16 protein-coding genes and 2 pseudogenes are annotated in these 22,217 nt (G+C 70.6%); 6 read left to right on the top strand and 12 right to left on the bottom strand.

Annotated features, from left to right (window positions below; translation table 11 throughout):
* Positions 1-353: 353 nt before the first annotated feature.
* Positions 354-755, top strand: a complete 402-nt coding sequence (locus ACFV6X_RS27585) for a PPOX class F420-dependent oxidoreductase (RefSeq protein WP_385387725.1) — start codon at positions 354-356, stop codon at positions 753-755.
* 110 nt (positions 756-865) lie between these two features.
* On the opposite strand, the gene ACFV6X_RS27580 is transcribed toward ACFV6X_RS27585, so the two are convergent.
* From ACFV6X_RS27580 to ACFV6X_RS27570, 3 genes are all read right to left on the bottom strand, one after another.
* Entirely contained in the window at positions 866-1,267 is a 402-nt protein-coding gene (locus ACFV6X_RS27580) for a hypothetical protein (RefSeq protein ID WP_385387723.1), read from the bottom strand.
* A gap of 202 nt (positions 1,268-1,469) precedes the next feature.
* The gene (locus ACFV6X_RS27575) at positions 1,470-5,219 is read right to left on the bottom strand and encodes a S8 family serine peptidase (RefSeq protein WP_385387721.1); all 3,750 of its coding nucleotides are present in this window, start codon (positions 5,217-5,219) and stop codon (positions 1,470-1,472) included.
* A 286-nt stretch (positions 5,220-5,505) separates the two neighbouring features.
* Positions 5,506-6,183, bottom strand: a complete 678-nt coding sequence (locus tag ACFV6X_RS27570; RefSeq protein WP_385387720.1) for a type 1 glutamine amidotransferase — start codon at positions 6,181-6,183, stop codon at positions 5,506-5,508.
* Positions 6,184-6,197: 14 nt separating this feature from the next.
* Here ACFV6X_RS27570 and ACFV6X_RS27565 point away from each other — a divergent pair.
* Both ACFV6X_RS27565 and ACFV6X_RS27560 read left to right on the top strand, forming a co-directional pair.
* Positions 6,198-6,404: pseudogene (locus tag ACFV6X_RS27565) on the top strand (carboxymuconolactone decarboxylase family protein); the annotation flags it as partial.
* 306 nt (positions 6,405-6,710) lie between these two features.
* On the top strand, positions 6,711-7,412 hold the full coding sequence (locus tag ACFV6X_RS27560) for a TIGR04222 domain-containing membrane protein (protein ID WP_385387731.1): 702 nt from the start codon (positions 6,711-6,713) through the stop codon (positions 7,410-7,412).
* An 85-nt stretch (positions 7,413-7,497) separates the two neighbouring features.
* Here the strand turns inward: ACFV6X_RS27560 and ACFV6X_RS27555 are convergent, their stop codons facing one another.
* A complete protein-coding gene (locus tag ACFV6X_RS27555; RefSeq protein ID WP_385387718.1) occupies positions 7,498-8,289 on the bottom strand; it encodes a hypothetical protein in 792 nt (263 codons plus the stop codon).
* A 553-nt stretch (positions 8,290-8,842) separates the two neighbouring features.
* On the opposite strand from ACFV6X_RS27555, the gene ACFV6X_RS27550 reads away from it, so the two are divergent.
* Positions 8,843-9,991, top strand: a complete 1,149-nt coding sequence (locus tag ACFV6X_RS27550) for a PP2C family protein-serine/threonine phosphatase (protein ID WP_385387717.1) — start codon at positions 8,843-8,845, stop codon at positions 9,989-9,991.
* Positions 9,992-10,100: 109 nt separating this feature from the next.
* Here the strand turns inward: ACFV6X_RS27550 and ACFV6X_RS27545 are convergent, their stop codons facing one another.
* From ACFV6X_RS27545 to ACFV6X_RS27525, 5 genes are all read right to left on the bottom strand, one after another.
* A complete protein-coding gene (locus ACFV6X_RS27545) occupies positions 10,101-11,408 on the bottom strand; it encodes an MFS transporter (protein WP_385387715.1) in 1,308 nt (435 codons plus the stop codon).
* Between the two features lie 256 nt (positions 11,409-11,664).
* Positions 11,665-12,276: a WYL domain-containing protein gene (locus ACFV6X_RS27540; RefSeq protein ID WP_385387714.1), complete on the bottom strand. Its 612-nt coding sequence runs from the start codon at positions 12,274-12,276 to the stop codon at positions 11,665-11,667.
* A 73-nt stretch (positions 12,277-12,349) separates the two neighbouring features.
* Positions 12,350-14,740: an RICIN domain-containing protein gene (locus ACFV6X_RS27535; protein ID WP_385387712.1), complete on the bottom strand. Its 2,391-nt coding sequence runs from the start codon at positions 14,738-14,740 to the stop codon at positions 12,350-12,352.
* 261 nt (positions 14,741-15,001) lie between these two features.
* Positions 15,002-15,610 (bottom strand): DJ-1/PfpI family protein, encoded by a 609-nt coding sequence (locus ACFV6X_RS27530; RefSeq protein ID WP_385387710.1) that lies wholly within the window; start codon positions 15,608-15,610, stop codon positions 15,002-15,004.
* A 264-nt stretch (positions 15,611-15,874) separates the two neighbouring features.
* Positions 15,875-16,540 carry a CBS domain-containing protein gene (locus ACFV6X_RS27525; RefSeq protein ID WP_385387708.1) on the bottom strand — a complete coding sequence of 222 codons (666 nt, stop codon included), beginning with the start codon at positions 16,538-16,540 and terminating at the stop codon, positions 15,875-15,877.
* A gap of 256 nt (positions 16,541-16,796) precedes the next feature.
* On the opposite strand from ACFV6X_RS27525, the gene ACFV6X_RS27520 reads away from it, so the two are divergent.
* A complete protein-coding gene (locus tag ACFV6X_RS27520; protein ID WP_385387706.1) occupies positions 16,797-17,015 on the top strand; it encodes a hypothetical protein in 219 nt (72 codons plus the stop codon).
* Positions 17,016-17,242: 227 nt separating this feature from the next.
* Here ACFV6X_RS27520 and ACFV6X_RS27515 read toward each other — a convergent pair whose 3' ends face one another.
* From ACFV6X_RS27515 to ACFV6X_RS27505, 3 genes are all read right to left on the bottom strand, one after another.
* The gene (locus tag ACFV6X_RS27515; protein WP_385387705.1) at positions 17,243-17,938 is read right to left on the bottom strand and encodes a DUF1275 family protein; all 696 of its coding nucleotides are present in this window, start codon (positions 17,936-17,938) and stop codon (positions 17,243-17,245) included.
* 363 nt (positions 17,939-18,301) lie between these two features.
* Entirely contained in the window at positions 18,302-20,359 is a 2,058-nt protein-coding gene (locus tag ACFV6X_RS27510; RefSeq protein WP_385387703.1) for a SpoIIE family protein phosphatase, read from the bottom strand.
* 584 nt (positions 20,360-20,943) lie between these two features.
* Complete coding sequence (locus tag ACFV6X_RS27505; protein WP_385387701.1) at positions 20,944-21,384, bottom strand: ATP-binding protein; 441 nt, start codon at positions 21,382-21,384, stop codon at positions 20,944-20,946.
* A gap of 222 nt (positions 21,385-21,606) precedes the next feature.
* On the opposite strand from ACFV6X_RS27505, the pseudogene ACFV6X_RS27500 reads away from it, so the two are divergent.
* Positions 21,607-21,853 (top strand): annotated as a pseudogene (locus ACFV6X_RS27500) (cryptochrome/photolyase family protein); the annotation flags it as partial.
* Between the last annotated feature and the right edge of the window lie 364 nt (positions 21,854-22,217).

Genomic DNA, 22,217 nt, shown 5'->3' with positions numbered 1-22,217 from the left:
CTGGGAACGACGCGACGACATCCACGAGGCCTTCCTCGGCCTCGCCACCTGCCTCATCACCCACCGACACGTCCAACGCCTTTGTTAGGACCTCTAAGCCCGGTGCGACCCGATCACGTCATGCCCCTGAATTACGTGACACGGGAATTCGGGACTTGACGCATGGCCGCGGGCCGTTCCACAGCGCGGCCGGAGCCGACCGTCGGGATGCGATCAGGCGCCGGCCGCTGTGCCATGGGACAGAGGCGAGCCGCGCAGCGCCGGCCGCCGGCGCGCGCGACCGGGGGGGCCTCACCGGGGCCCTCGACCGGCGGCATTCCGCCCCGCCGCACCGCCTCCTGAAGGAGAGCCCCGTGCCCGTATGCCTCGGCGAGGACGTGGTGGCGCTGCTCCGCCGCCGCAGTACCTGCTACCTCGCGACGACGATGCCCGACGGCTCGCCGCAGCTCACCCAGACATGGGTCGACACCGACGGCGAGCACGTCTTGATCAACAGCGTCGCGTCGCACCAGAAGACGCGCAACATCGCGCGCGACCCGCGCGTGGCGGTCGCGGTCGCCGATCCCTCGCAACCGACCTCTTACGTCCAGATCCGCGGCCGTGTGGTGCACCTGACCACCGAAGGGGCGGTCGACCACATCGAGGCGCTCGCGCGGAAGTACCTCGGCGGGCCGTACCCCTGGTTCGGCGGCCGTGACCAGGTCCGGGTGATCCTCGTGATCGAACCCATGAGGATCAGCAGCCCTCGTGGCTGAGGGCCACCTCTGCGCCGCCCTCCTCCGCCTTGCAACTGCACGCGCCAGCCCCCCACTCGGGCCGGCCGAAAGGCGCAGTCGCTCCCGGCCGACCTGACGTGAACGACGTCCTAGGCGTTCTTCCGTCCGGAGCACCAGTCGGGGCCGGTGACGCGTTCGCAGACTTCGATGCCTTCGACTTCGTTCCTTTCGTGGACACGTGAACCGCACCCGCTCGCGGATCCGTTGGTGTCGCTGATCTCCTCGTACCCGGAGCTCAACCAGACTCTGACGTAGACGCCGTTGCCGTCCGCCTCGCGGTCGCACACCTCGGCCACCTCGGCGATGAACACGCCTCCGGAGTAGATGTGGTAGGCCTGCGCGAAGTCGTCTCCTTGGTAGACGCGCGGGATGATGCCCGCGTGTGCGGAACCGGAGGCCAGAGTGGAAAGCCCGGCGACGGCGGCAGCCAGTGCCAGCGCCCTTCCCATTCTCCTCGCGACGGTGGCGATCTTACGTCTGTCCGCGTCCATGTCTCTCCTGAGAGTTGGCGACAAGTGCTCTGCTGCGTCGGGAACCACCGACGGCTCGAGCGCTGTGCGTAAGGTACTTGACGATTCCTTGGTTCGCGCCGGTCCGTGTTTTGACGGACCGTCAGATATCTGTCTGTCCGACAACCGCATGCCGCCCGGCGAACCCATGCGGGTTCGCCGGGCGGCTGTCGGCGTGCCGGGATCACCTGGAGAGTCCGGCGGCGCGAACGATCGTCTGAGTGACGGTGTTGCCCCGGCTGTCACCTGCCTGCACGCGCAGGGTCAGGTAACGGGCCGAGGCGGGGGCGCGCAGCGTCACACTCACCCTGCCGTTGCCCTTTCCGCTGAGGCGCGCCGTCGTCCAGTGGGCGCCGTCGTCGTAGGACACCTCCACCTTGTTGGTGTGCACTGCCGCGCTCGGCCCGCCCTCCAGGTGCAGCGGAGTGATGAGCAGTGAGGAGTCGGCGGCCGCCCTGCCGTCGCCGGACGTCGGCAGGCGGTAGTCCAGCTGGAGCAGGGGGAGTCGAGCGGCACGCTCCGTGCTGCTGGGCGCGGAGGTGAATGTCCACTCGGTGCGTGTGGCGGTCGAGTACGGGAATGCCTCCGTCGCCGTACGGTCCGCCGTGTGCACCAGCCGGTAGGTGCCCTTTTTCGCCGGCACGGTTCCCCAGACCCCGCCACCTCCCTGGGCGATCACGGTGTCGCCCTGGTACAGCGTGGTCTCCTGCTGGGTGTCGGCGCTGCCGAAGGGCACGTAGTTGGCGTGATCGCCGCCGGAGTCCCCCCAGGAGGGCACGGCGATGTCGACCTGGTTCCCGGTACGCACCGGGGGCTGGACGCTGCTGTTGATACGGGGACGCACCACGGGTCCGAACCAGTCCACGTCCGTGGTCCTGCCCGCCCGGTACGTGACCGGTCCTGACGCGCTGTAGGCGAGGGACTGGAGTTCGGCCTCTTCGGTCCAGGAGAAGCTGTCGTCGGTGCTGACGTAGTCGGTGCGGTGCGTACCGGCGGTGCTCAGCCTGTTCGAGCCGACCCGGTACGTGGTCCAGGGGTGGACGTCGTAGCGGTTCTCGTACACCTCGCGGCCGGTGGGGTTGCGCAAGGAGGTCTCGACGCGAGCCAACTGGTTCGTCCTCGGGGCGTAGACGAGGTCCGCCGGTATACGGCCGGTCCAGGTGCGGACCAGGTCGTAGAGGTAGGACGTGTCCGGACGCGAGACGGCTCGCAGGGGCACGCCCCCCGTGGCGCCGGCCGTCACGCGTGTGATGAGCTTCTCGCCCTCCGTGCGGGAGAGCCCGGCCACCGCGATGGTCGATTTGATGACGGGCACGCGCAGCCTGCCGTCGAGGTCGTTGACGAACAGCAGAAGCCGCACCCCTGCGGCCTGCGCGGCCCTGATCTGGTCGTCCGAGAGGTCCTCGTCCTCGGAGTTCCAGCGCACCACGGCCGCCTTGCCCGCGGCGTCGACACCCTGGTAGTCCTCGCCGAGACCGGCGCCAGGATGGATGACGTCGAGGTCGTGGTCGCCCTGGGGCAGTTTCGTGGAGCCGGGCATGATCCAGAGATCGTCGAAGTCCTGCCCGCCCGAGGTCACGGACAGCAGTGGCTCCTGGTTGCGCCAGCGGGTGGTGAGGTACTGCTTGCCGTCACCGCCGGGTGCGGTGGGTGCCGTCCAGATGCTGTCGAAGCCGTCGCCGACGAGGGTGCTGTCGGTGACCGAGGAACCGTCCTGGAAGCTGCGGTGATAGTCCAGGCGCTGCGAGAAGGTCTCCGTCCGGCGCGGAGTGACCGGTGTGATCTGACGGAGTCGGGTGCCGTCCAGCACGAGGTCGGTGGGGCCGTTCACCTCGACCTGAGGGATGACCATGCGTGCGTACCCGGCCGATGCCGCCCCGTGCGTGCCCTGCACCCGGAAGTCGGCGTAGACGGTGTAGCGGCCCGGGGGCAGTATCTCGTCGGACTCGCCGCCACCGTAGAGGTAGGTGCCCGCGTACTCGTCGCCCTTGCGGTAGAAGGTCAGCGTTCCGTCCGTGGCCTCGCCGGACCGGCCGGTGATCTTCGTGCGGACGTGGAAGTGCCGCTGGCCCGTGCTGACGCCGAGCAGTGTGCGGGTCAGCGCTGTTCCGTCGTGGGAGGCCGTCAGGTGCCCGGTCCAACGCTGCCCCTTGCCGGCCTTGTCGAGGTCCGTGGTGACCGTGGCGGTGGCGGTGGAGCGAGCGGGGACCTCGACACGGCTCGGAGCGACGGTGAACACGCCGGCGGGAGCGCCGTTCGTGCCGACGGTGAGGTCCACCGTGACGGGCTTGTCACCGGTGTTGGTGAAGGTGGCCGTGGACTCCACCGTGCCCTTGTCGGCTCCCACGGAGTGGATGCCCGCGTCGAGCTTCCCGGTCGCGGTGAGTTCTGCCGTTGCCGCGGCGGCGCTGACCCGGCCGTTGCCGCCGTCGTCCGCGCTGATGGCCGGTGTCGGCTTGACGGTGCTGATCAGCGCGTCCTTGATGCGTGCGCCGGTCCAGCCGGGGTGAGCGGCGGCGACGAGTGCCGCGACACCGGCCACATGCGGGGTGGCCATGGATGTGCCGCTGGCGCTCATGTAGAAGCCCGTACCCGAGCTGCGGTACTGCGATCTCGCCGCCAGGACGGCGACGCCGGGCGCGGTGATCTCGGGCTTGAGGGCGTCGTCGCCGTAGCGAGGGCCGCGGCTGGAGAAATCGGCGATCGCGTCGGCGGAGTCCACCGCGCCGACGGTCAGGGCCGCGTCGGCCGTGCCGGGTGACCTGACGGTCCGGGCGCCGGGACCATCGTTGCCGGCCGCGATGGTGAACAGGGCGCCGGTCTCGGCGCTCAGTTCGTTCACCGCCCGGGCGAGCACCGTCTCGCCGTCGGCGTTCTCGCTGCTGCCCAGGCTCATGCTGATGACTCGGGCGTGTGCGTCCCTGGCGGCCCATTCCATCCCGGCCACTATCCAGGAGTCGTAGCCGAACCCCTGGTCGGACAGCACCTTGCCGACGTGCAGGTCCACGCCGGGTGCGACGCCCTTCTCCTTGCCGTCGGAAGCGGCGCCGCTGCCCGCGATCGTGGACGCGACGTGCGTGCCGTGGCCGTCACGGTCGACGACGTCCTCGCCGGGCACGAAGCTGACGGAGTCCTCGACGGTGTCCCGCAGGTCGGGGTGCCCGGGGTCGTAGCCCGTGTCGAGGACAGCCACGTCGGTTCCGGCACCTGTGTTCCCGCCGGCCCAGATCCCGGGTGCGCCGATCTGTGCGACCGTGTCGCTGAGGGTGGCTTCGGCGCGGCCGTCGAGCCACACCTTGGCGACGCCCCCGCGCAACGAGCCCTCGCCGCCGTCGGCCGTGGACGCCAGGCCCGTTCCGGCACCGGTCAGCGCATTCCACAGGCCATCGGTGTCGTCACGGTCGGCGGCAACGGCCACACCGTTGACGCTGGTGAGGGGACGGACGTCGGTGACGCCACCGGGGAGGGAGTGAGCGCGCCCACGCAGTGTCGAGGCGGACGCCTCCCCGCCCCCATAGGTGATGATCAGAGGCAGGCGTGCGAGTGAGGCGTCGTCATAGCCGTCGGCCATCAGACGTGTGACGTTGAACAGTTGGTCGTCGAGAGCCCCTGACGCCAGGTAGGTGCGCGCGGAGTCGGGATAGACATAGGTGTCACCTCCCACGGTCAGCACCCGTGCGCCGACGGGCTCGCCGTCAGGGCCTTGGACGCTGAGGGTGCCGGGTCCGCCCCCGGCGTCGGGGGTGACGGTGACCTCGTCACCGGTGACCAGGGTGATGGTGGCAACGTTGTCAGAAGGGAGGGTGAGGTCGGCCAGGTGTGTGGCCGGCGGATTGTCTGCGGAGGCGGTCACGAGCGGGGTCGCCGCTGTGGCCAGGAGAACGGCCGCCACGACGAGCAGGCGGCGCTCTCTTCCGGACGAGTGGTGTGCCAACGGAGTCCTTCGACTTGAATGGCTGTACAGGTCGACGGGAATCTATGCCTTGATGCGGGATCTCGGGAAGACCCGGGAGCGTAGGCAGCGTCTCGGTAATGACGGTGCAACACACGGAGTTGAGGCGATCGGGAGAACGGGGCCTGGTCGCGTGGATGGGAACCTGGCGGAGGCGGGTGCTGCATGCAATGGCCTCCGCCCACCTGCTGGGGCGTCGCGGCGTGCACGGACACCGGGGTGGTCGCCGAAGGGGTTCTGCCGGTCGCCGGTCACCCGGGTCGGCGGATCAGATCGCCTGGGCGCAGTGGAACAGCCGGGGCAGGACGGCGCTGCCGACGGCGGCGATCGCGTCGATCTCCTCATCGGAAGGGCGGGAGCGTTCCGGTAGCAGGTGGCCGAAGCCTTCGACGGCTGCCGCGTCCACCTCGATGTGGAACTGCAGGCCCCATGCCCGGGGTCCGAGCCGGAACGCCTGATGCGGGTACCGGTCGCTGGAGGCGAGGAGAAGGGCGCCCTCGGGGAGCGTGAAGGTGTCCTGGTGCCAGTGGAGCACCGGCATCTCTCGGCCGACGCCATGGAGCAGGGGGTCGTTCGCTGCGGCCGGGTCGAGTGTGACGCTTCCCGGGCCGATCTCCGGCTCGGACCCGCGTGTCACGTCCGCGCCGGCCGCCGAGGCCAGCAACTGGGCTCCGAGACACACGCCGAGCACCGGTACCCGCTCCCGCAGAGCCTGCCGCAGCAGGCGGCGTTCGGCGGCAAGGTGCGGGTGGCGGCGGTCGTCCAGAGCGCTCATCGGACCCCCGAGGACGACGAGTCCGCCGGTGTCACGAAGGCCGGGCACGGGATCGCCGTCCCACAGGTGATGCACACGCAACTCCGCACCGGCCTCGGCGGCGGCGCCGGAGAGGAGGCCGGGGCCCTCGAAAGGGACATGCTGCAGGACGTGCCACGGACGGTCGGACATGCGGGTCTCCTCCGGTGTGGGGCAGCGGGGCCCGATCGGGCCGGCGAGGCCGGGGCGCGACACCCGGACGGTTCGCCAAGGGCTCCCTCTCTGGTGCCGCGCGCGAGCAGATCGCGCTGGTCGCCGCCACCGAGAACTCCTGCGCGTACTGCTACGCCGCGCACCACGTGCTCGGTGAGCGGGCGGGCGTGAGCGCCAAGGACCTCGAGACCGCGAGCGGGGCCGAGGCGTCCGACCCGAAGACCGCATCACTGCGCCCTCGTGGACAACGCCTTCAGCGACGCGGAGCTGCGCCTGGACTGCCCCGACCATGCCGAGGTCGCTGGACCGGGGCAATGACGGCTGTCGAAGCTTCACGGACCTGCGCGCCCCTACGGCATCGGCCGTACACGGCGTACGGCATCCTCAAACGTACCTCTGAAGGTGGCCGCGAAGGCTTCGCGCACCCGCGACGACGGGCACACTCCGGGGCACATGGGGTTCGCCGGCACGGGGGTGGCGGGCGCCGGCCGAGGGGGTGTCACGCCATGACGGATACGGGGAGCGTGCGGGAGACGCCGCACGAGATCGCGCTGGTGTCCGGCGGCCCGCGAGCCGCGGTCACGGTGGCTGTTGTCGCCCTGCATCTGCGGGGCGAGGTGGAGGCGGGGGTACCGGGCACGATACGGGCGGCCGAAGGCGAGGCGGGGCGGGGCCTGCCCGCTCTTCCGCCGCCGGGCGTGTCGCTGGATGCGCCGGCGGACTCCGTCGGAGGTCAGGCGACGGCCGTGACGGGAGCGATGCGGGCGTCGTACCTGGAGAGTGCGGTCTACCACTGCCTGGACGAGCCCCGCGAGATGGGGGAGCTGGTCCGGCACGCGGACGTCCGGTGGGCGCTGGCGGAGGTGCGGGTCGGTCTCGCGGAGGCGGGGCTCTTGCGGTATCCGCTGCTCGGACCCACCAGGGCCGCCCGGCGGCGGCTGAAGCTGCTGCGGAGTGCGTACCCCTCACTCACCAGCCGGCGCGGTGTGCCGGACCAGGACAAGCTGATCGCCGTCGCCCTGCACGGTGAGCCGGCCCTGCGCTTACTGGTGCCGCGTTTCGCCTTCCGGGCCGGTCTGACCGACCGGGTCAAGATCACCGACAAGGACTTCTTCCGTGGCTCGCCGCGTGGTGGCACCTACGGCGGCAGCGGAGGTTACCTCTACTGCGGCAGCGGACGGGGCGGAGGCGGAGGCGGCGGGGACTGAGCACGCCTGCGCCGGCCCGGACGCGCCGTGGGAGGGGCGGCGAACCGCCGTCCCTCCCACGGCCACGCTCTGCGAGCGGTGCCGGTCAGGTGCCGGCCTTGGGGTAGAGCTGGTTGAGTACGGCGAAGTCGTTCGCCGACGGGTGCTGCGGGAACTCCGGTACGGACAGACAGCTGTTGGTGGATCCGTTGTGGTCGAGACCGAGGGCGTGACCCATCTCGTGGCAGGCCACGCTGCGCCGTGCCGCGTAGGTGTTCGGGGTGACCTGGTCGTTGAGCTTGACCGTGACGGTGCCGTCGACGAAGTAGCCGCCGGACGTGGACGCTTCGGTCACGCCGTACCAGGCGGTCCCGTAGTTGCCGCTGTACACGTGCACGCAGTGCCGCCCGCCGCCGGGGCAGCCGGCGGTGTGCCACCGGTAGTAGGCGTCGATGCCGGGGGCCTGGTACCAGTCGACCCGGGCGTCGGTCACGGGCCACGAGTCACCGCTGTGGTCGAGGAAGTAGACCTGCGGGTCGTTGAACGGGCCGTAGGCCCACTTGTGGCCGCACCAGGCGGAAGCGGTGCCGACGATGGGCGCGCAGCCGGCGATGCCCACGTCGTCGAAGCTGCTCGCGTCCTGCACGCCGCGGACACCCTGGCGACGCAGGGTGCTGCGCAGTTCCTCGGACGTGACGCCCGGAGCGGGTTCGTAGATCGCGGTGTACGTGGTGCCGTCGGAGCGTGGCTGAAGCACGTAGACGGCGTCGTCCGCCTCGGCGCGGGCGGGCGTCGACCCCGCCGAGGCGGTCGTGTCCGCCTGCACGGCCGGAGCCGAGAGCGCGACCACCAGAGCGGTCACCGCCACCCCGATCGCGGATCTCGTTCTTCGTAGCATGTGGTTCCCCCTGTCGCCCGGGGCCGCCTCCCACCGCTTCAGCGCGGCGGGATGCATGAGCGGCCGTGGACAGGGAGCAGACTGGCATGGCCTCGACAACTCAGGAACGGCGTGAATCCGCCAACCACTGGCGTGCCACAAACGCCGGGACGGCCTGCCTCCCCTGGTCCACCACCGAGCTGGGGGAGTCAGGTACCGCTGATCACGGCCGCCGTCGCACGGACGAGGCGCAGTGGTACGCGCTGTTACCCCTTGGTCCCGCTGGTGACGGCAGAGCGAAGGGCGTCGCCGCGTTGTCGCCGCGTTATCGTCGACTGGGTGAACGAAAGAGCGCTCGACAGGCTCCGGGCCTTCGGCGACGGCCACTGTCCCATGGCCGCGGTGGCGGCTCTCGGTCCGACCACCACCACTTCCGGCGCTCCGCTGCCCTGCAGCCGCCAGCGGTCTCCCACCCCGGCGGAACAAGTCCTGCCGACCGCATGTTCACCCCACTCACCAGGGACGGCACCACGCCGGTAGCCGCACCGCACAGGACCCCCACCGGAGCACCGAAGTGAGCACTGCCACCACCGCGACCTTCCCGGCCGCGCTGCTTCGCGCCGTCCAGCGGCTGATGCCGCACCCCCCGTGGCTGCTCGGGCCCCTGCTGCTGATCGTGGCCATTCCGGTGGCCGACGCCTTCCTGCCCCCCGACATCCATCTGGCACACCTGCTCACCGTCGCCACCGCGGTCACCGCCGTCGGTGCGGGGCCGCGCGCCACTGCGCTGGTGGGCGCAGCCGCGCTCCTGGCGCTGACCGCCGCCGGCCTGGAGCGGCACACCCTGATGAGCGAGAGCGTGGTGGTCGAGTGGTGCGCGCTGGTCGCGGTCTCCGTCGTCCTGGTCGCGTTCGCCCATCTGCGGGAGCGGCACGAGCGGGCGCTGCGACGGGCGCGCTCGGTATCCGACACGGCACAGCGCGTGGTACTGCGGCCGCTCCCGGAGCGGGCCGGACCGGTGCGGCTCGCCTCGGAGTACCGCAGCGCCGACGCCGACACCCATGTCGGCGGCGACCTGTACGCCTCGGCCCGCACCGTCGGCTCCACCCGACTGATCATCGGCGACGTCCGCGGCAAGGGACTCGCCTCGATCAGTGACACGGCGATCGTGCTGGGCGCCTTCCGTGCCGCCGCCCACCGTGAGATGCCGCTGGCGGAGCTGGTCTCCTACGTCGAGGACGCGGTCCGCTGGGGACTGGCCGAGTTCTCCCCGTCCGAGACGGAACTCGCCGAACGGTTCGTGACCGCCGTCCTCGTGGACATCCCCGACGACGAGCCGATCGTGCACCTGGTCAGCTGCGGGCATCCGCCGCCCCTGCTGGTGCGGTCGGGCGGCACCGTGACGACGCTGAACGTGGCGGATCCCGCGCCGCCGCTCGGTCTGGCCGTCGGCGCGGCGTCCGCGCTCTCGTACGTGCCTGCCAGCTTCCCCTTCCGCGACGGCGACCGCCTGGTTCTCTACACCGATGGGGTCACCGAGGCCCGCGACCCGGGCGGCCGGTTCTATCCGCTCGCCGAACGTGTCGCGATGCGGGCGAACCATCAACCGGGACCGCTCGTCGACGCCATCACCGCCGACCTGCGGGACCATGCCGGGGGCCGGCTGGTGGACGACATGGCTCTCGTCGTGGCGCAGAGGGGTCCCGGACCGGCCGGCGGCTGACCGGGGCGGTGACACCGGGCACCGGGCATCGTCCGGCAGAGCATGTCCTCGATGGTGTCCGGCATCTTCCGGAGGTGCCGACCGTCGTGAGGGGATCGGCGTCCGCGCGTCATCGCTCAGCCGTCGGCGGCGCGATCCGCGCGGCCGGAAGCGTCCGTCCTAGGCGAGCCAGCGGGGACAGAGCCATCACCACCGGGGACAGCACCATGCCTGCGGCCGTCGCCAGGAGGCTGGTGCGCAGCCCCCACTCCTCGGCGAGGAATCCGCCGAGCAGAGAGCCGAGCGGGGACATCCCCATGCCGACGAATGTGATCGTCGCGGCCGCGCGGCCTTGCATCCCGTCCGGTGTGACCGTCTGCCGGACGGCCATGACCGCCACGTTCACCAACTGGCCGCCGGCCCCGAATACGAAGTTGACCGCGACGAGCGCGGGAACGGTCACCGCGGAGGAGCCGTGCAGCGCGGGGACACACAAGAACACGCCGTCGCCGAGTGCCGCAGAGGCGAGGAGTACCGGGCCGTACCCGAACCGGTTCGGCAGGCGGGCGGCCAGCACGGATCCCAGGAGCGCGCCCGGTCCCGTCGCCGCGAGTGCCAGCCCGACGGCGGTGCCGGACAGGTGCAGTTCCCGCGGCAGGAAGAGCAGATAGACGGTCATCACGGCCGCGAAGGAGAACTGGAAGGCGGCCGAGGCGAGGCACACGGTCCGCAGCGCGGTGTCGCCGACGATGAAACGGAGACCCTCGTGGATCCGCCGCCAGACCCCACGGGGGCCTTCCAGGCGCTCCGCGGTCGATTCGACCCGGCGGATTCTGCGGATCGACAGGAACGACAGCGCGAAGAACAGAGCGCTCGAGGCGGCAGCGACCGGCGCCGACAGCAGGGACACCAAGGCACCGCCGAGGGCTGGACCGCCGATCTGAGCTGCGGACCGGCTGCCCTCAAGCGCACTGTTGCCCCGCACCAGCTGATCGCGTCGCACCAGCCGTACGAGAGAGGCCTGGTATGCCACGTCGAAGAACACGGAAAAGGATCCGATGGCGAAGGCGGTCATGAACAGCGCGGGCAGTCCGAGCCAGCCGAAGAGGCCGGCCACGGCGGCGGCACCCAGGGCAAGGGTCCGGCCGACGTCCGTCAGCACCATCACGGTGCGAGTGCGCCACCTGTCCACCCATGCGCCGACGAAGAGCGAGAGCAACAGGATCGGCGCCTGGCCCAGGGCCCGCAGGACGCCCAGCTGGGTGGCACTGGCATCGAGCGTCACCACGGCGAAGAGCGGAAGTACGACCAGACCTGTGTGTTCCCCGAGTTGGGAGGCGGTCTGCCCCAGCCAGAGTCTGCGGAAGTCGCGGTCCCGCCACAGGCCTGACGGAACGGGGTTACCGCAATCGGATACAGCGGAGGAAGTGGACGGCACAGGGATCCCTCGGGTTGCCGACAACGAGGCCCGCCACCGGGCACATGACAGGTGCGCCGACGGTTCAGGCAGGAGAAGGCTCGCTGTGCCGCAACACCAAGGGCAGCACGCGATGACAGGCCGATCGGCCTACGACGTCAACGCGCGCTCGGAAGACCGGGCATGTCCGCAACTCCTCGTGGGTCGACTCGATGCACCCGGACATTAGCGCTCGGCGGCTCGACGTGAAAGGGAAATAAGGGCTCGGCACGGGCGGTCATGTGACTCCATATGTCCCGGCGAGTACACCGACCGTTTCGGCTATGCCTTGGCGTAGTTCCGCCGGGGCCACGACCTCGACGTCGACACCGAGCCGCAGTAACTCGCCGCAGGCGTGCGCGGTGCTCTCCGTCGGGATGACCGCCTCGATCCATCCGTCGTCACCGACGGTCGTCGCGGTGGACTCGACCGCCCGCACCACCTCCGGGGGAAGGTTGTCGGGCAGGCGTCGACGGCCTCGTGGCGACAAGCGGACGGTGGCTGTGCCGATGTAGCGGCGCGGCTGGAATTCGTCGAGGTAGGAGGTCCAGTGCGCGCCCAGGTCGAAGTCCTGCGGTCGGTCGAACCGTTCGTCGCTCAGCGTCGCGTCGAGTACCTGGGTGACGCGGTAGGTCGCGATCCTGGGCTCCGCCGCGGCCACGAGGTACCAGACACCGGACTTGAGTACCAGGCCGTAGGGGCGAAGAGGGCGACGCACCTCTTGCGGCGCGCGCCAACGGCGGTGGCGCACGTCCACCGAGCGCCGGGTGAGCAGTGCATCGACGAACAGGGGGAGACAGGGTGCCGGTTCGGGCTCCCGGTACCGGGCCGGAGCATCCAGGTGGAGCACCGCCGCGGTCCTCTCCTGACCTCGCGCATCGGGAGGCCAGGGAGGTGGAAGAGGCCCTGCGGACGAGGGGCGCTCAGACGAGCCGCCACAGGTGGTCCGCGGTGCCGTTGTCCGCGAACTGGACCACCTGGGCGCTGTCGGCGGTGGACATCCGGTCCACTCCAAGGACCTTGCCGCTGTTCTGGTTGCGGAGTCTGAACCAGCCGTCGCCGTCCTCGACGCGGGTCCACAGGTGGTCGGCGGTGCCGTTGTCCTCGAACTGGACGACGATCGCACTGTCGGCGGTGGACATCTGGTCCACCCCCAGCACCTTGCCGCTGTGCCCGTTACGGACGAGGAACCAGCCGTCGCCCCGGTCCACGAACTGCCAGGCGTGGTCGGCGGTTCCGGTGTGGGAGAACTGCACCACCCGGGCGCTGTTGGCGAGCGACATGCCGTCCACGGCGAGCACCTTGCCGCTGTGCTTGTTCTGAATGCGGCGGAACGGCGGCTCCTGGGTCCACGGCCGACCCTGCGCAGTAGCCACGGGGAAGGCGGTGATCCGTAGCCGGGCGGCGCCCATCGGGATGAGGGTGACCCGTTCGACGGCGGCGGTCGAGCGGGCCGGGCCGTCCTGGAGCGGGGTGACGACGTTCTCGCTGTCGGCGATCCATTCCGGGATTCGGCGGGCGTCGGCGGTGATCCGCACGGGTACCGTCTCGTGGGTGAAGGGGTTGTCGGCGACGGGCCCGCCGGTGCGCGTGACGATCGCCCGGATGTCGGAGGCCAGACCGTAGTTCCACGGGGTGGTCGCGTGCACCTCGTACTCGGGGAAGGCCTCGGTGCCGGCGTACCGTACGTACCGCTCGCCGATCAGCAGCGAGTACGTCAGGGGTCCGTGGTCGACGCTGACCGCGCCGTGGTTGCCCGGCCAGGTCCGCAGCGTGGTGCGCTGGGGCAGCTGAAGGGTGACGGTGTCGCCGTCGCGCCAGGTCCGGTCGACCCGGGCGAAGGCCGGTCCGTCCGGGGCGGCGACTCGCTGTCCGTTCACCGTGAGCCGCGGCCCCCGGCACCAGCCGGGCACCCGCAGCCGCAACGGGAAGGCCACGGGTGTCGCGGTGGCGACGGTGATCGTGACGGTTTCGCCGAAGGGGTAGTCCGTCTCCATGGTGAGCGTGACGGTCGTACGGGACGCCCCGGCGCCGGCGCGCACCTGGCTGGGCGCGTACATGGCGGCGACCAGACCGTTGTCGGGGCTGCCCAGCCACAGTTCCTCGGTGAAATAGGGCCAGCCCATCCCGTAGTTGTGCGGGCAGCAGCGGTAGTTGTCGACACCGGGCTGGAACGCCTGCATGGCGAAGCCGTTCTGGAACTGCCCCTCGGTCTTGGCGCGGTTGTCGAGGTCGACGCTGTTGGCGCTGGTGACGTAGTGGATGGCCTTGCCCTGCGGGTCGAGCGCGGCCGGCAACGCGTTGAACGCGAGGTCCTCGCACCGGTCGGCCCATACGGGATCACCGGTGATGCGGGTCAGCAGCTCGTGACTGGCCATGAACTCGACGACGCCGCAGGTCTCGAAGCCCTGCCGGGGGTCACCGAAGTCCGGTCGGCAGTTCTCGTCGCCGGCGAAGCCGCCGCCCGGGAACTGCCCGTAGGTGCGCAGCACGTCCTCGTAGGCCCGGTAGGTGGCCCGGGTGAGGTCGGCGGAACCGTTGAACTGTGCGTACTGGGCCGGTTCACGAAAGCCTTGGGCGATGTTGACGTTGTGCGGACTGGGACTGGCCCCTGTCCAATTCGCGCCCCAGGTATGCATCTTGCCGGCGAGTTCCACCAGGAAGACCTCTCCGGTGCGGCCGTGCAGCCAGTGTGCGATGTCCAGCCCGTCGCCCCAGCGGTAGGAGACCCAGCTGGAGGCGAACGCCGACTTGCCCTGCGCGTTCATGAAGCGCAGGAAACGGGTGATGAAGGGCACGATCCGGCTGTCGCCCGAGTGCTCCTCCCAGGTGCGCAGTGCCATCAGCAGCGGCAGGAAGGGCCAGAAGTCGGGACCGTCGTTGAGTGAGGTGCGCAGGGCGCGCGGGCCGAAGAACCCGTCGCTCGCTTGCGTGGCCACAATGCCGTCGACCCAGCGGCGGGCGTTCGCCAGAGCGACGGGATCCTTGGTGGCCACCGCGAGAGGAACGTAGCCGCGTAACCAGTAGGTGACTTCCTCCCAGCCCTGCTTGTCAGGGTTCACCCAGCCGGTGCCGGCGAAGTCCAGGAAGTGCGAGCGCTGCTCGAATCGGCCGAACAGGCCCGTCAGCAGGAGCCGGAGCTGGCCGGCCAGCCAGCCGCGCGCGGTGACGCTGCCGGCGGGCAGCTTGCGGAAGGCGTCCTCGACGGCGAGCGGCGCGGCGGCCGAAGCAGGCTGGGGGACGCGGACGTTGAGCGTGACGGCACCCAGCGCCAGTGCGCTCGCAGTGAGGAAGGCGCGGCGGTCGACGGTCATGGGGAAGCTCCTGTCCGTGCGGGGAAAAGGGGAGCGTGCCACGGTCGTGTCCAGAGTCGTCCCGGAGGGGACGGGCGTGACCCCCGTGCGGACACGTGCGGTCACCTGGCTCCGTATATCGTTGTAAAGACTCGTTGGTGACATGACAACACCCGGAATGGGGGCGTGTCCAGACGCCGGATCGGCCCTCCGCCGAGCCTGCCGAGGTGGCCGGCGGACGGGCGCGGGCGAGCGGGGTGTCGAAGGGCTGATGATGCCGCGTCAGCGCAGTGCGGCCTCGCCCGCGCGGACGGCGTGCAGGGCGCGCTCGACGGTCTCCTGGTTCTCGCCGACCGGCGCCACGTAGTCGAGGACGCCGCGCGCGGCGTCCTCCCCGAGCGTGCGGGTGATCACCCACGTGGCGAGGTACTGCGAGGCCAGGCAGCCGCCCGCCGTGGCGATGTTGCCCTCGCTGTGGAACGGCGTGTCCAGCACGGTGACGCCACGTGCTTCGACGAAGGGCCGGGTCTTGATGTCCGTGCAGGCGGGCATGTCCTCCAGGAGCCCGAGCCGGGCGAGCACGAGCGCGCCGGAGCACTGGGCGCCGACCAGCTGGCGCGAGGGGTCGAGCCGCAGCCTGGAGATCAGCTGGTCGTCGGCGACGACGTCGCGAGCCTTGACACCGCTGCCGATCAGCACCACGTCGGCCTCGGGCAGGAACTCCATCGGGCGCTGACCCGTCACCTCGACGCCGTTCATCGACGTGACCACCGGTGTGGGGGTCGTGATGAAGGCTTCCAGGCCGTCCTTGCGGCACCGGTTGATCAAGGCGGAAGCGATGAAACTGTCGAGTTCGTTGAACCCGTCGAAGGTGACCACGGCTACCTGCATCACAACTCCTTCGCGTACGACATCAGAGGTGGATCGCACCCGTCGCGCCGTGCCGTCCAGGTGACGGCTACTTGCTTTTTGCAAGTGCTCTGGCCCAGCTTGACTGCGCCGCTTGCAGAAAGCAAGCGGCGCTTGTGCAGCCGGCAAGCGCCGTTCGCCACCCGCGGCGGGCATGGCACCCTCGCCGTGGTCGCTGATCATGGTTGAAGCGATCACCCCGTGAGCACCTCACCCGACAGGCGAGCCCCCTGCCTGGCCGAACGGTCAGGTGCTCAGGTGGGCCGCAGGGTCGGCGTCGACCTCGCGCACCGGTCGGAACTCCACGGCCACCACACCGTCGACGTTGCGGCACAGTTCCTCCAGCGCGGGGATCGTGAGCCGGGAGGAGAGCCGTCCGCTCAGGACGACGTGTCCGTGCGTCACGTCGACCTGGACCTCCGAGGGGGCCTGGCCCAATGCCCTGACCAGGACCTCCTCCACGATCTCCGTACGGATCGCCTGATCCTTGCGGAGGAAGACCCGGAGCAGATCGCTTCGGCTCACCACGCCGATCAGCCGCCGTTCGTCGTCGACCACCAGGAGCCGTTTGATGCCGTGCCGGGCCATCACCCGGGCGGCCTCGACGACGCTCCAGTCCTCACGTGCGCAGACGGCGGGTGACGTCATCAGCCCCGCCGCGTCGGTGGCAAGAGCCTTGTCGGGCCGCCGGCGGACGCTTGGTTCCGCCGCGTCGTCATCCTGCCCACCCCATATCTTGTGCAGGAGGTCCGCCTCCGAGACCACTCCCACCGGACGGTCCTCGTCGTCCACCACCGGCACCGCGGTGATGTCGTACTCCTGCAGCAGATGAGCGATCTCCTTGAACGGCGTACCGCCCTGTACGCGCACGACGGCGCCGCTCATCAGGTCGCGGACCTTCAGGTGGTTCATCCGGACCCGTCCCTTTTCTGATCTCCGAAGGCAGAGTCCAGTGGCGCCTGGGTGACGCGTCCGACTCGCATACCTCCACTGTGCCGGACGCGGGGTCGGCAGGCGATCAGTAATTGTGCCGCCGGGAGGTGCGACGCGAGGAAGGAGCCCACGCGACACCCTGAGGCGGGGATCCCGAGCTGTCGCGCTTCGTGTGTATATGATCACACTGAGTAGTCGAGCCGGGCGTCATGCCTGGATAGGAAAGGGTCACATCATGTTCAAGTTCAAGCGTGCCGCAGTGGTGGCCGTGGCGGTCGCGGGGCTCTCCACCCTCGGTGCCGGGGTCAGCTTCGCCGGTGATGAGGAAGGGCAGCCGCCGGTCATCGCCGAGGCCAACTCGACGGCCGACGCCACGGCCGTCGGTGGCGACTTCGTCATCGAGCCCGAGCAGGAGCGCGAGCACGGCGAGCACCACGAGGGCGAGGGCGAGTAAGGACGTACTGAAGGCTCATCCTCTCGGTACCGATCAGGGCACCTTCTTCGGAAGACAGATGTACTTGCACAGCCGCGACGTCTGATCAGGTACCGACTCGGCCTGGGCGACAGTGCACTGCCCCGGGCGCACACCCCGTGAGGGCGTCTGCGCCCGGGTCCCTGTCGGAGCGGATGCGTGAGAGTCCCCGAGCCGGGGCGGGCAGAGCTCTTGCCGGTGCGTCGCGGTCAGGGTCGCCGGCTGGGTCGGCGCCCCGACCGGCGGGCGACCAGGAGAAGCGCAACCGTGGCCAGCAGCGCGGCGATGCCCGGTGCGGTGAAGCGAGCCCATCGGATGGCCATCCCCCCGAGGGCGGCCCCGACGGGCATACAGACGATGATCAGCGCGACGTTTCTGTCGAACCGCCGGTTCTGCACCAGCTCCGCGATCACGCTGGTCATCGCACCGGTCAGGTAAGAGGTGCTTGCGGCGTCCCTGGTCGCCACGCGGACCCCGCCACCCTGGCAGCCCATGGCCAGCGCGCTGGCGGCGAGCAGGCTTGCCTGCTGGACGCTCCCCGGCTCGCCGTCCACGATCATCCAGGTCACCGACACCGACCAGAGGACAAGGGTCTCGACGGCCAGCGCGCCTTTCAGGCCCATCGCGTCCGGGCGCCGACGGAAAGAACTCACGGCAACCTTGCTGCCGACCGCCGTGCCCGCCCAGTAGGCGAGGATCGCCAGTGCCGCGAGCCGCGCGACGGAAGGGTCACCGACGCCCGACGCAAGCCCCAGCAGGGCCAGATTGGCGGTCATCACACTGGTGAAGACACCACCGAGAGCCAGGTATCCGACGGTGTTCACACATCCGGCCGTCGTGGTGAGGAGCACCTGCCCCGTGAGGTTCAGGACCTGGGTCGGCGCGGCGTCGTGGGAGGTGTTCATCGGCCCGTTCGTGCGTGACTGGTCAAGGCTTGTGCTCCCGCGTGGCAGGCGGGGCGGGCGGTCCGTCGAGGACGGCGCTTTCTGTGGGGAGCGACCAGATTCTCACCGGAGCGGCGGAACGCACGGCAGGCGGAGCCGGGACACGCGGTGGCCGCCTGTCTCCCGACCGACCGGGCCGAGCCGCTCCGAGGATGCGGCTGCCGCCCGCGCCGAGCGCCCGAGTCTCGTCCGGTGGTGCCGGGCGCGGGCTGTGGCTGGGCCTGGTCCTGGGCTGGTGCCGAAGGCCGCGTACTGCGCGCGGATTGCCGGTCCTGGCGCCGGATGTGGTCGCCCGAGCGGCGCGGCGCGAACGGGCCGCCGCCGCTAGGGCTCAACCAATTGCTGTTCGGCCCAGATCGTCTTGCCGCTGTCCCCGTAGCGCGTGCCCCAGCGGCCGGCGAGTGAGGCGACGAGGAACAGGCCCCGTCCCCCTTCGTCCTGCAGTCGCGCATGCCTCAGGTGCGGCGCGGTGTCCGCGTCGTCGGACACCTCGACGGTCAGCGTCCGGTCGAGGATCAGCCGGAGCCGGATGGGTCCCTGGGCGTGGGTGACGACGTTGGTCGTCAGTTCGCTGACGACGAGTTCCATCACGGCGGCCTCCTCCTCCAGCCCCCAGTGCGCCAGCCGCTCCCGTGCCGCGCGCCGCGCCTCGCCGACCGAGGAGGGCTGCGCGGGGAAGGTCCAGTAGGCGACGTGTCCGGGATCCAGGCGCCGGGTCCTGGCCAGGAGGAGCGCCGCTCCGTCCTGCGGGATCGTGCGCAGGACCTTGTACGCGGCCGCGTCGCAGATCTCCGCGGGGCGGGCCGAGACGTCGTTCACCACCTCCCACAGCCTGCGCAGCCGGTCGTCCGCCTCGGCCGGGTGGCGCTCCGCGCTGCCGTCCGAGTAGAGAGAGAGCAGGCTGTCGACCTTGAGGTCCCTTGTGGACGACTCGTAGGGAATCCCGCGGCCGAGCGCCGGACCGACGGGCACGTCGAGCCGGCTCACCACGCCCTCGGGGCTGGTGAGCAGCGGGGCCGGGTGGCCGGCCGATGCCGCCGTGCACTGCTGGGTGACCGGGTCGTAGACCAGGTACGCGCAGGTGGCGCTGAAGGGGGGCCGCACCTCGTGGAGTGTCACCGGGTCGTCGTCCTGTTCGCGTGCCAGGCGCTGGGTGGCGTCGTCGAGGTGCGCCAGCAGTTCCTCCGGCGGCAGGTCCATCTCGGCCAGCGTGGACACCGCGGTGCGCAGGCGGCCCATCGCCACCGAGGCGTGGAGATCCTCGCCGGGAACGTATCCGATGACCAGTCCGACGCGGCAGCTGGGGAGCTCGAGGACGTCGAACCAGTGCGCCCCGTAGCGTCCGGGCACGTAGCAGTGCGAGGGCTCCACGGCCGTCACCTCGGACGGGGTGCGCGGCAGGAGGCTGCGTTGCAGCGCGGTGTTGACCGTGCGCTCGCGGGTGAAGCGACGGGCGTTGTCGACGCACAGCGCGGTGCACGCCGTCAGCTGGGTCGCCAGCGACAGGTCCTCCTCGTCGAAGGTGTCGGAGCGAGAACCCTCCCGGTAGTAGCTGACCAGGCCGAGCAACAGCCCGTGGACGGTGAGCGGTGCCACGATCAGTGAGTGCACTCCCGCGCGGGTGAGGAACTCGGCCCGCAGCGTGTCGTGGTCCAGCCAGCCGTCGGCCGGGCGGACGGAGTCCACCAGTCGTGGACGCAGATCGGCGAGCGCCTGCGTGTAGGGCGTGGGGAAGGTGAAGGAACTGGCCCCGCCCACCGGGTAGGCACCGTACCCGCCGTCCTTGGCCCGGAACGCTGCCCGTCGCATCGGCAGCCGGGTGCTCACCGGCCCGATCGGCGCGTCACCGGAGAGAACGGATTCCAGCAGGTCGACCGAGACGGCGTCCGCGAAGCGGGGGACCGCCATGTCGGCGAGCTCCTGGGCCGTCCGCAGTGCGTCGAGGGAGGTGCCGATCTGGGAACGGGCGACGTTCAGGAGATCGAGTTCGTTCTGCTTGCGGACCTGTTCGGTGATGTCGTGGACCATGGCGGCCGCGCCGATCGCCTGGTCCCCGTCGTGCAGCAGGAAGCCGCTGACGGCGTACACGTGCCGGTGGTGGGGGTCGTCGCTCGGGCGGGCGGGCACCCGCTGGTCGACGACCGGGCTGCCGTCCCGCACGACCTGATCCATGATCGGCCAGAGCGGGATTCCGGAGTCCAGAGTCCTCAACTCCGCCCCGAGCACCTCTTCCTCCGGTTGACCACGCATGGCCAGAGCCGCCGCGTTGGACCGCAGCACGCGCAGGTCCAGGTCGTACACCTCAAGACCCGCCCGGGCCTGACGGAACAGGGCCGTCTCGAAGATCTCGGCTGCGGCGGACCCGTCGGTGGTGCCCGTCATGGTGCCGCCCGCCCATGTCGTTGTGCATGAGGCATGATCCACCTCATTTCTCCTCGACATAGGCCAGTTAACCCGCCGACCACGCCGCCGCGCCACCGGGGCCGCACCCCATGCGTCCGCCGCGGCGGACCGTCGAGGCCGCGCGGGGGCGCCCCAAGGCCAGGAAGGCAGAGACCAGCCCGCCGCGCACGCCACCCCGCATTCGAGCCGGCGGTGTGCCTCGACCGCCTCCTCGGCGGGTATGCCGGGGTACGGCGGGGTACTCCGCCGCGCCCCGCAGAAAGACCTTCCCGCCGGATCGACGACGAGAGTCCGTTCATCTCCGGTGCGGCTCTCGCGATCGACGGTGTGGCGACCGCCGGTCGCTGAGCCGGGTGTCGCCCCGAACCGCCCGAGATGGCCGATCGGTCACATCGCTGACGGCCTCGCTTCTGACACGGCCCGCCACACGGATCTGCTGCTCGTGGCCGCGACTGGGGTGGTTCGCGGGAATGCGGGCCGGTGCGTCGACGGGGGCCGCGACGGGCAGGTTCGGCAGGGCCTGCGAACGAGACGCCCAGCCGCGTCCCTTTCCACCCCCACCGTCACCCTTCGCCGTCTGTGCCGGCCCGGGCAGACGCGGGCGGCGGCTGGAAGCAGGCGGTGACGTCCTTGCCACGAGGACAAGGGTGGGCCTGCCAGTCATCGGCGAGGGCATCGACCAGGAGCAGCCCGCGCCCCCCGAGGGCTCCATCGTCCGAACCGCGTTGTTCGGGGAGCCGACTCGACGCGTCGTGCACGGTCACGTGCAGACATTCCGTGTCCCAGGTGAGGATGAGCTGCGCCGTGCTGCGGGCATGCACGTGCGCGTTGGTCACCAGCTCCGACACGGCCAGCACCACCGAGTCCACCAGATCCGGTGCCGTCCGCTCCCAGTCGAGCGCCGCCAGATGCGTCCGCGTCCAGTCCCTGGCCGCCTTCACTCCGCTGCTGACAGGCAGCGAACGCGCCCATCCCACTGCCCTGAGCGATGAGTCCTGCGCCACTGTCTCTCCTTCGGCCAGTCACCGTGCTCATCTCGTCTTCCCGGCAATCCGCGAACTCAACATGGCGGCGGGGTCGCGGCCCGAAGACCGTCGAGGCCGGCAGCAACGAGGCCCCGGCGTGTGCCGCGTACCGCCCGTGCTGTCGTGCGCTTTGATCTGCGAAGGAGTCGCCGCGCCGCGCAGGGCGCCGGCGCGCAACGGAACGTCGACGGAGCGCTCGGCATGACTGAGGAAGAGTCCGGCACCCCCCCACTGGCTGTTCGGCGATCAGCTCGGCCCCCATTTCGTCGATCCTGCGCGCGGCGGCCCGCATCGCGACGCGCCGGTGCTGATGATCGAGGCCCGCAGCGTCCTGCGACGACGACGGTTCCATCGCGCCAAGGCCCATCTGATCCTCTTGGCGATGCGCCATCGAGCGGCCGAGCTCGGTGACCGCGTGCGGTACGTCAAGGCGGACCCCTACCGCGAGTCACCGATCTCGAAGAGCTGCTGGAGCAGGAGCGCGACCGCCGGTACTGAGGCAACCGCCGGGCGACACCTGACCTGACAACTGGCGGCCTCTCAGGCCGGTTTCCCGCCCGTCCGCCCGACGCCGACCAACCCCCGGGTCGGCGCAGCCCGGACTGAGGCACCCTGTCCCGTGCTGGTCGTCGACCGGCACGGTGGTTTGATGCGGATCAACGAAGCCGCTCGCGCACTCCTGCCCGCAGCCGCCGGTGGAGAGCGGCTGCACGAGGCGGTCGGCCTTGATGACCAGCGAGGCCTCGGCAGCGGTGCGCTGCTCGGCAAGCGACCGCCGCGGTGCCGCGTCACCTGTCGTTCCCGAGTACGCC

Source organism: Streptomyces sp. NPDC059861 (genome assembly GCF_042731435.1).
GTDB lineage: Bacteria > Actinomycetota > Actinomycetes > Streptomycetales > Streptomycetaceae > Streptomyces.
The sequence above is the reverse complement of the archived record's forward strand: the minus strand, read 5'-3'. Positions and strand labels throughout refer to the sequence as shown.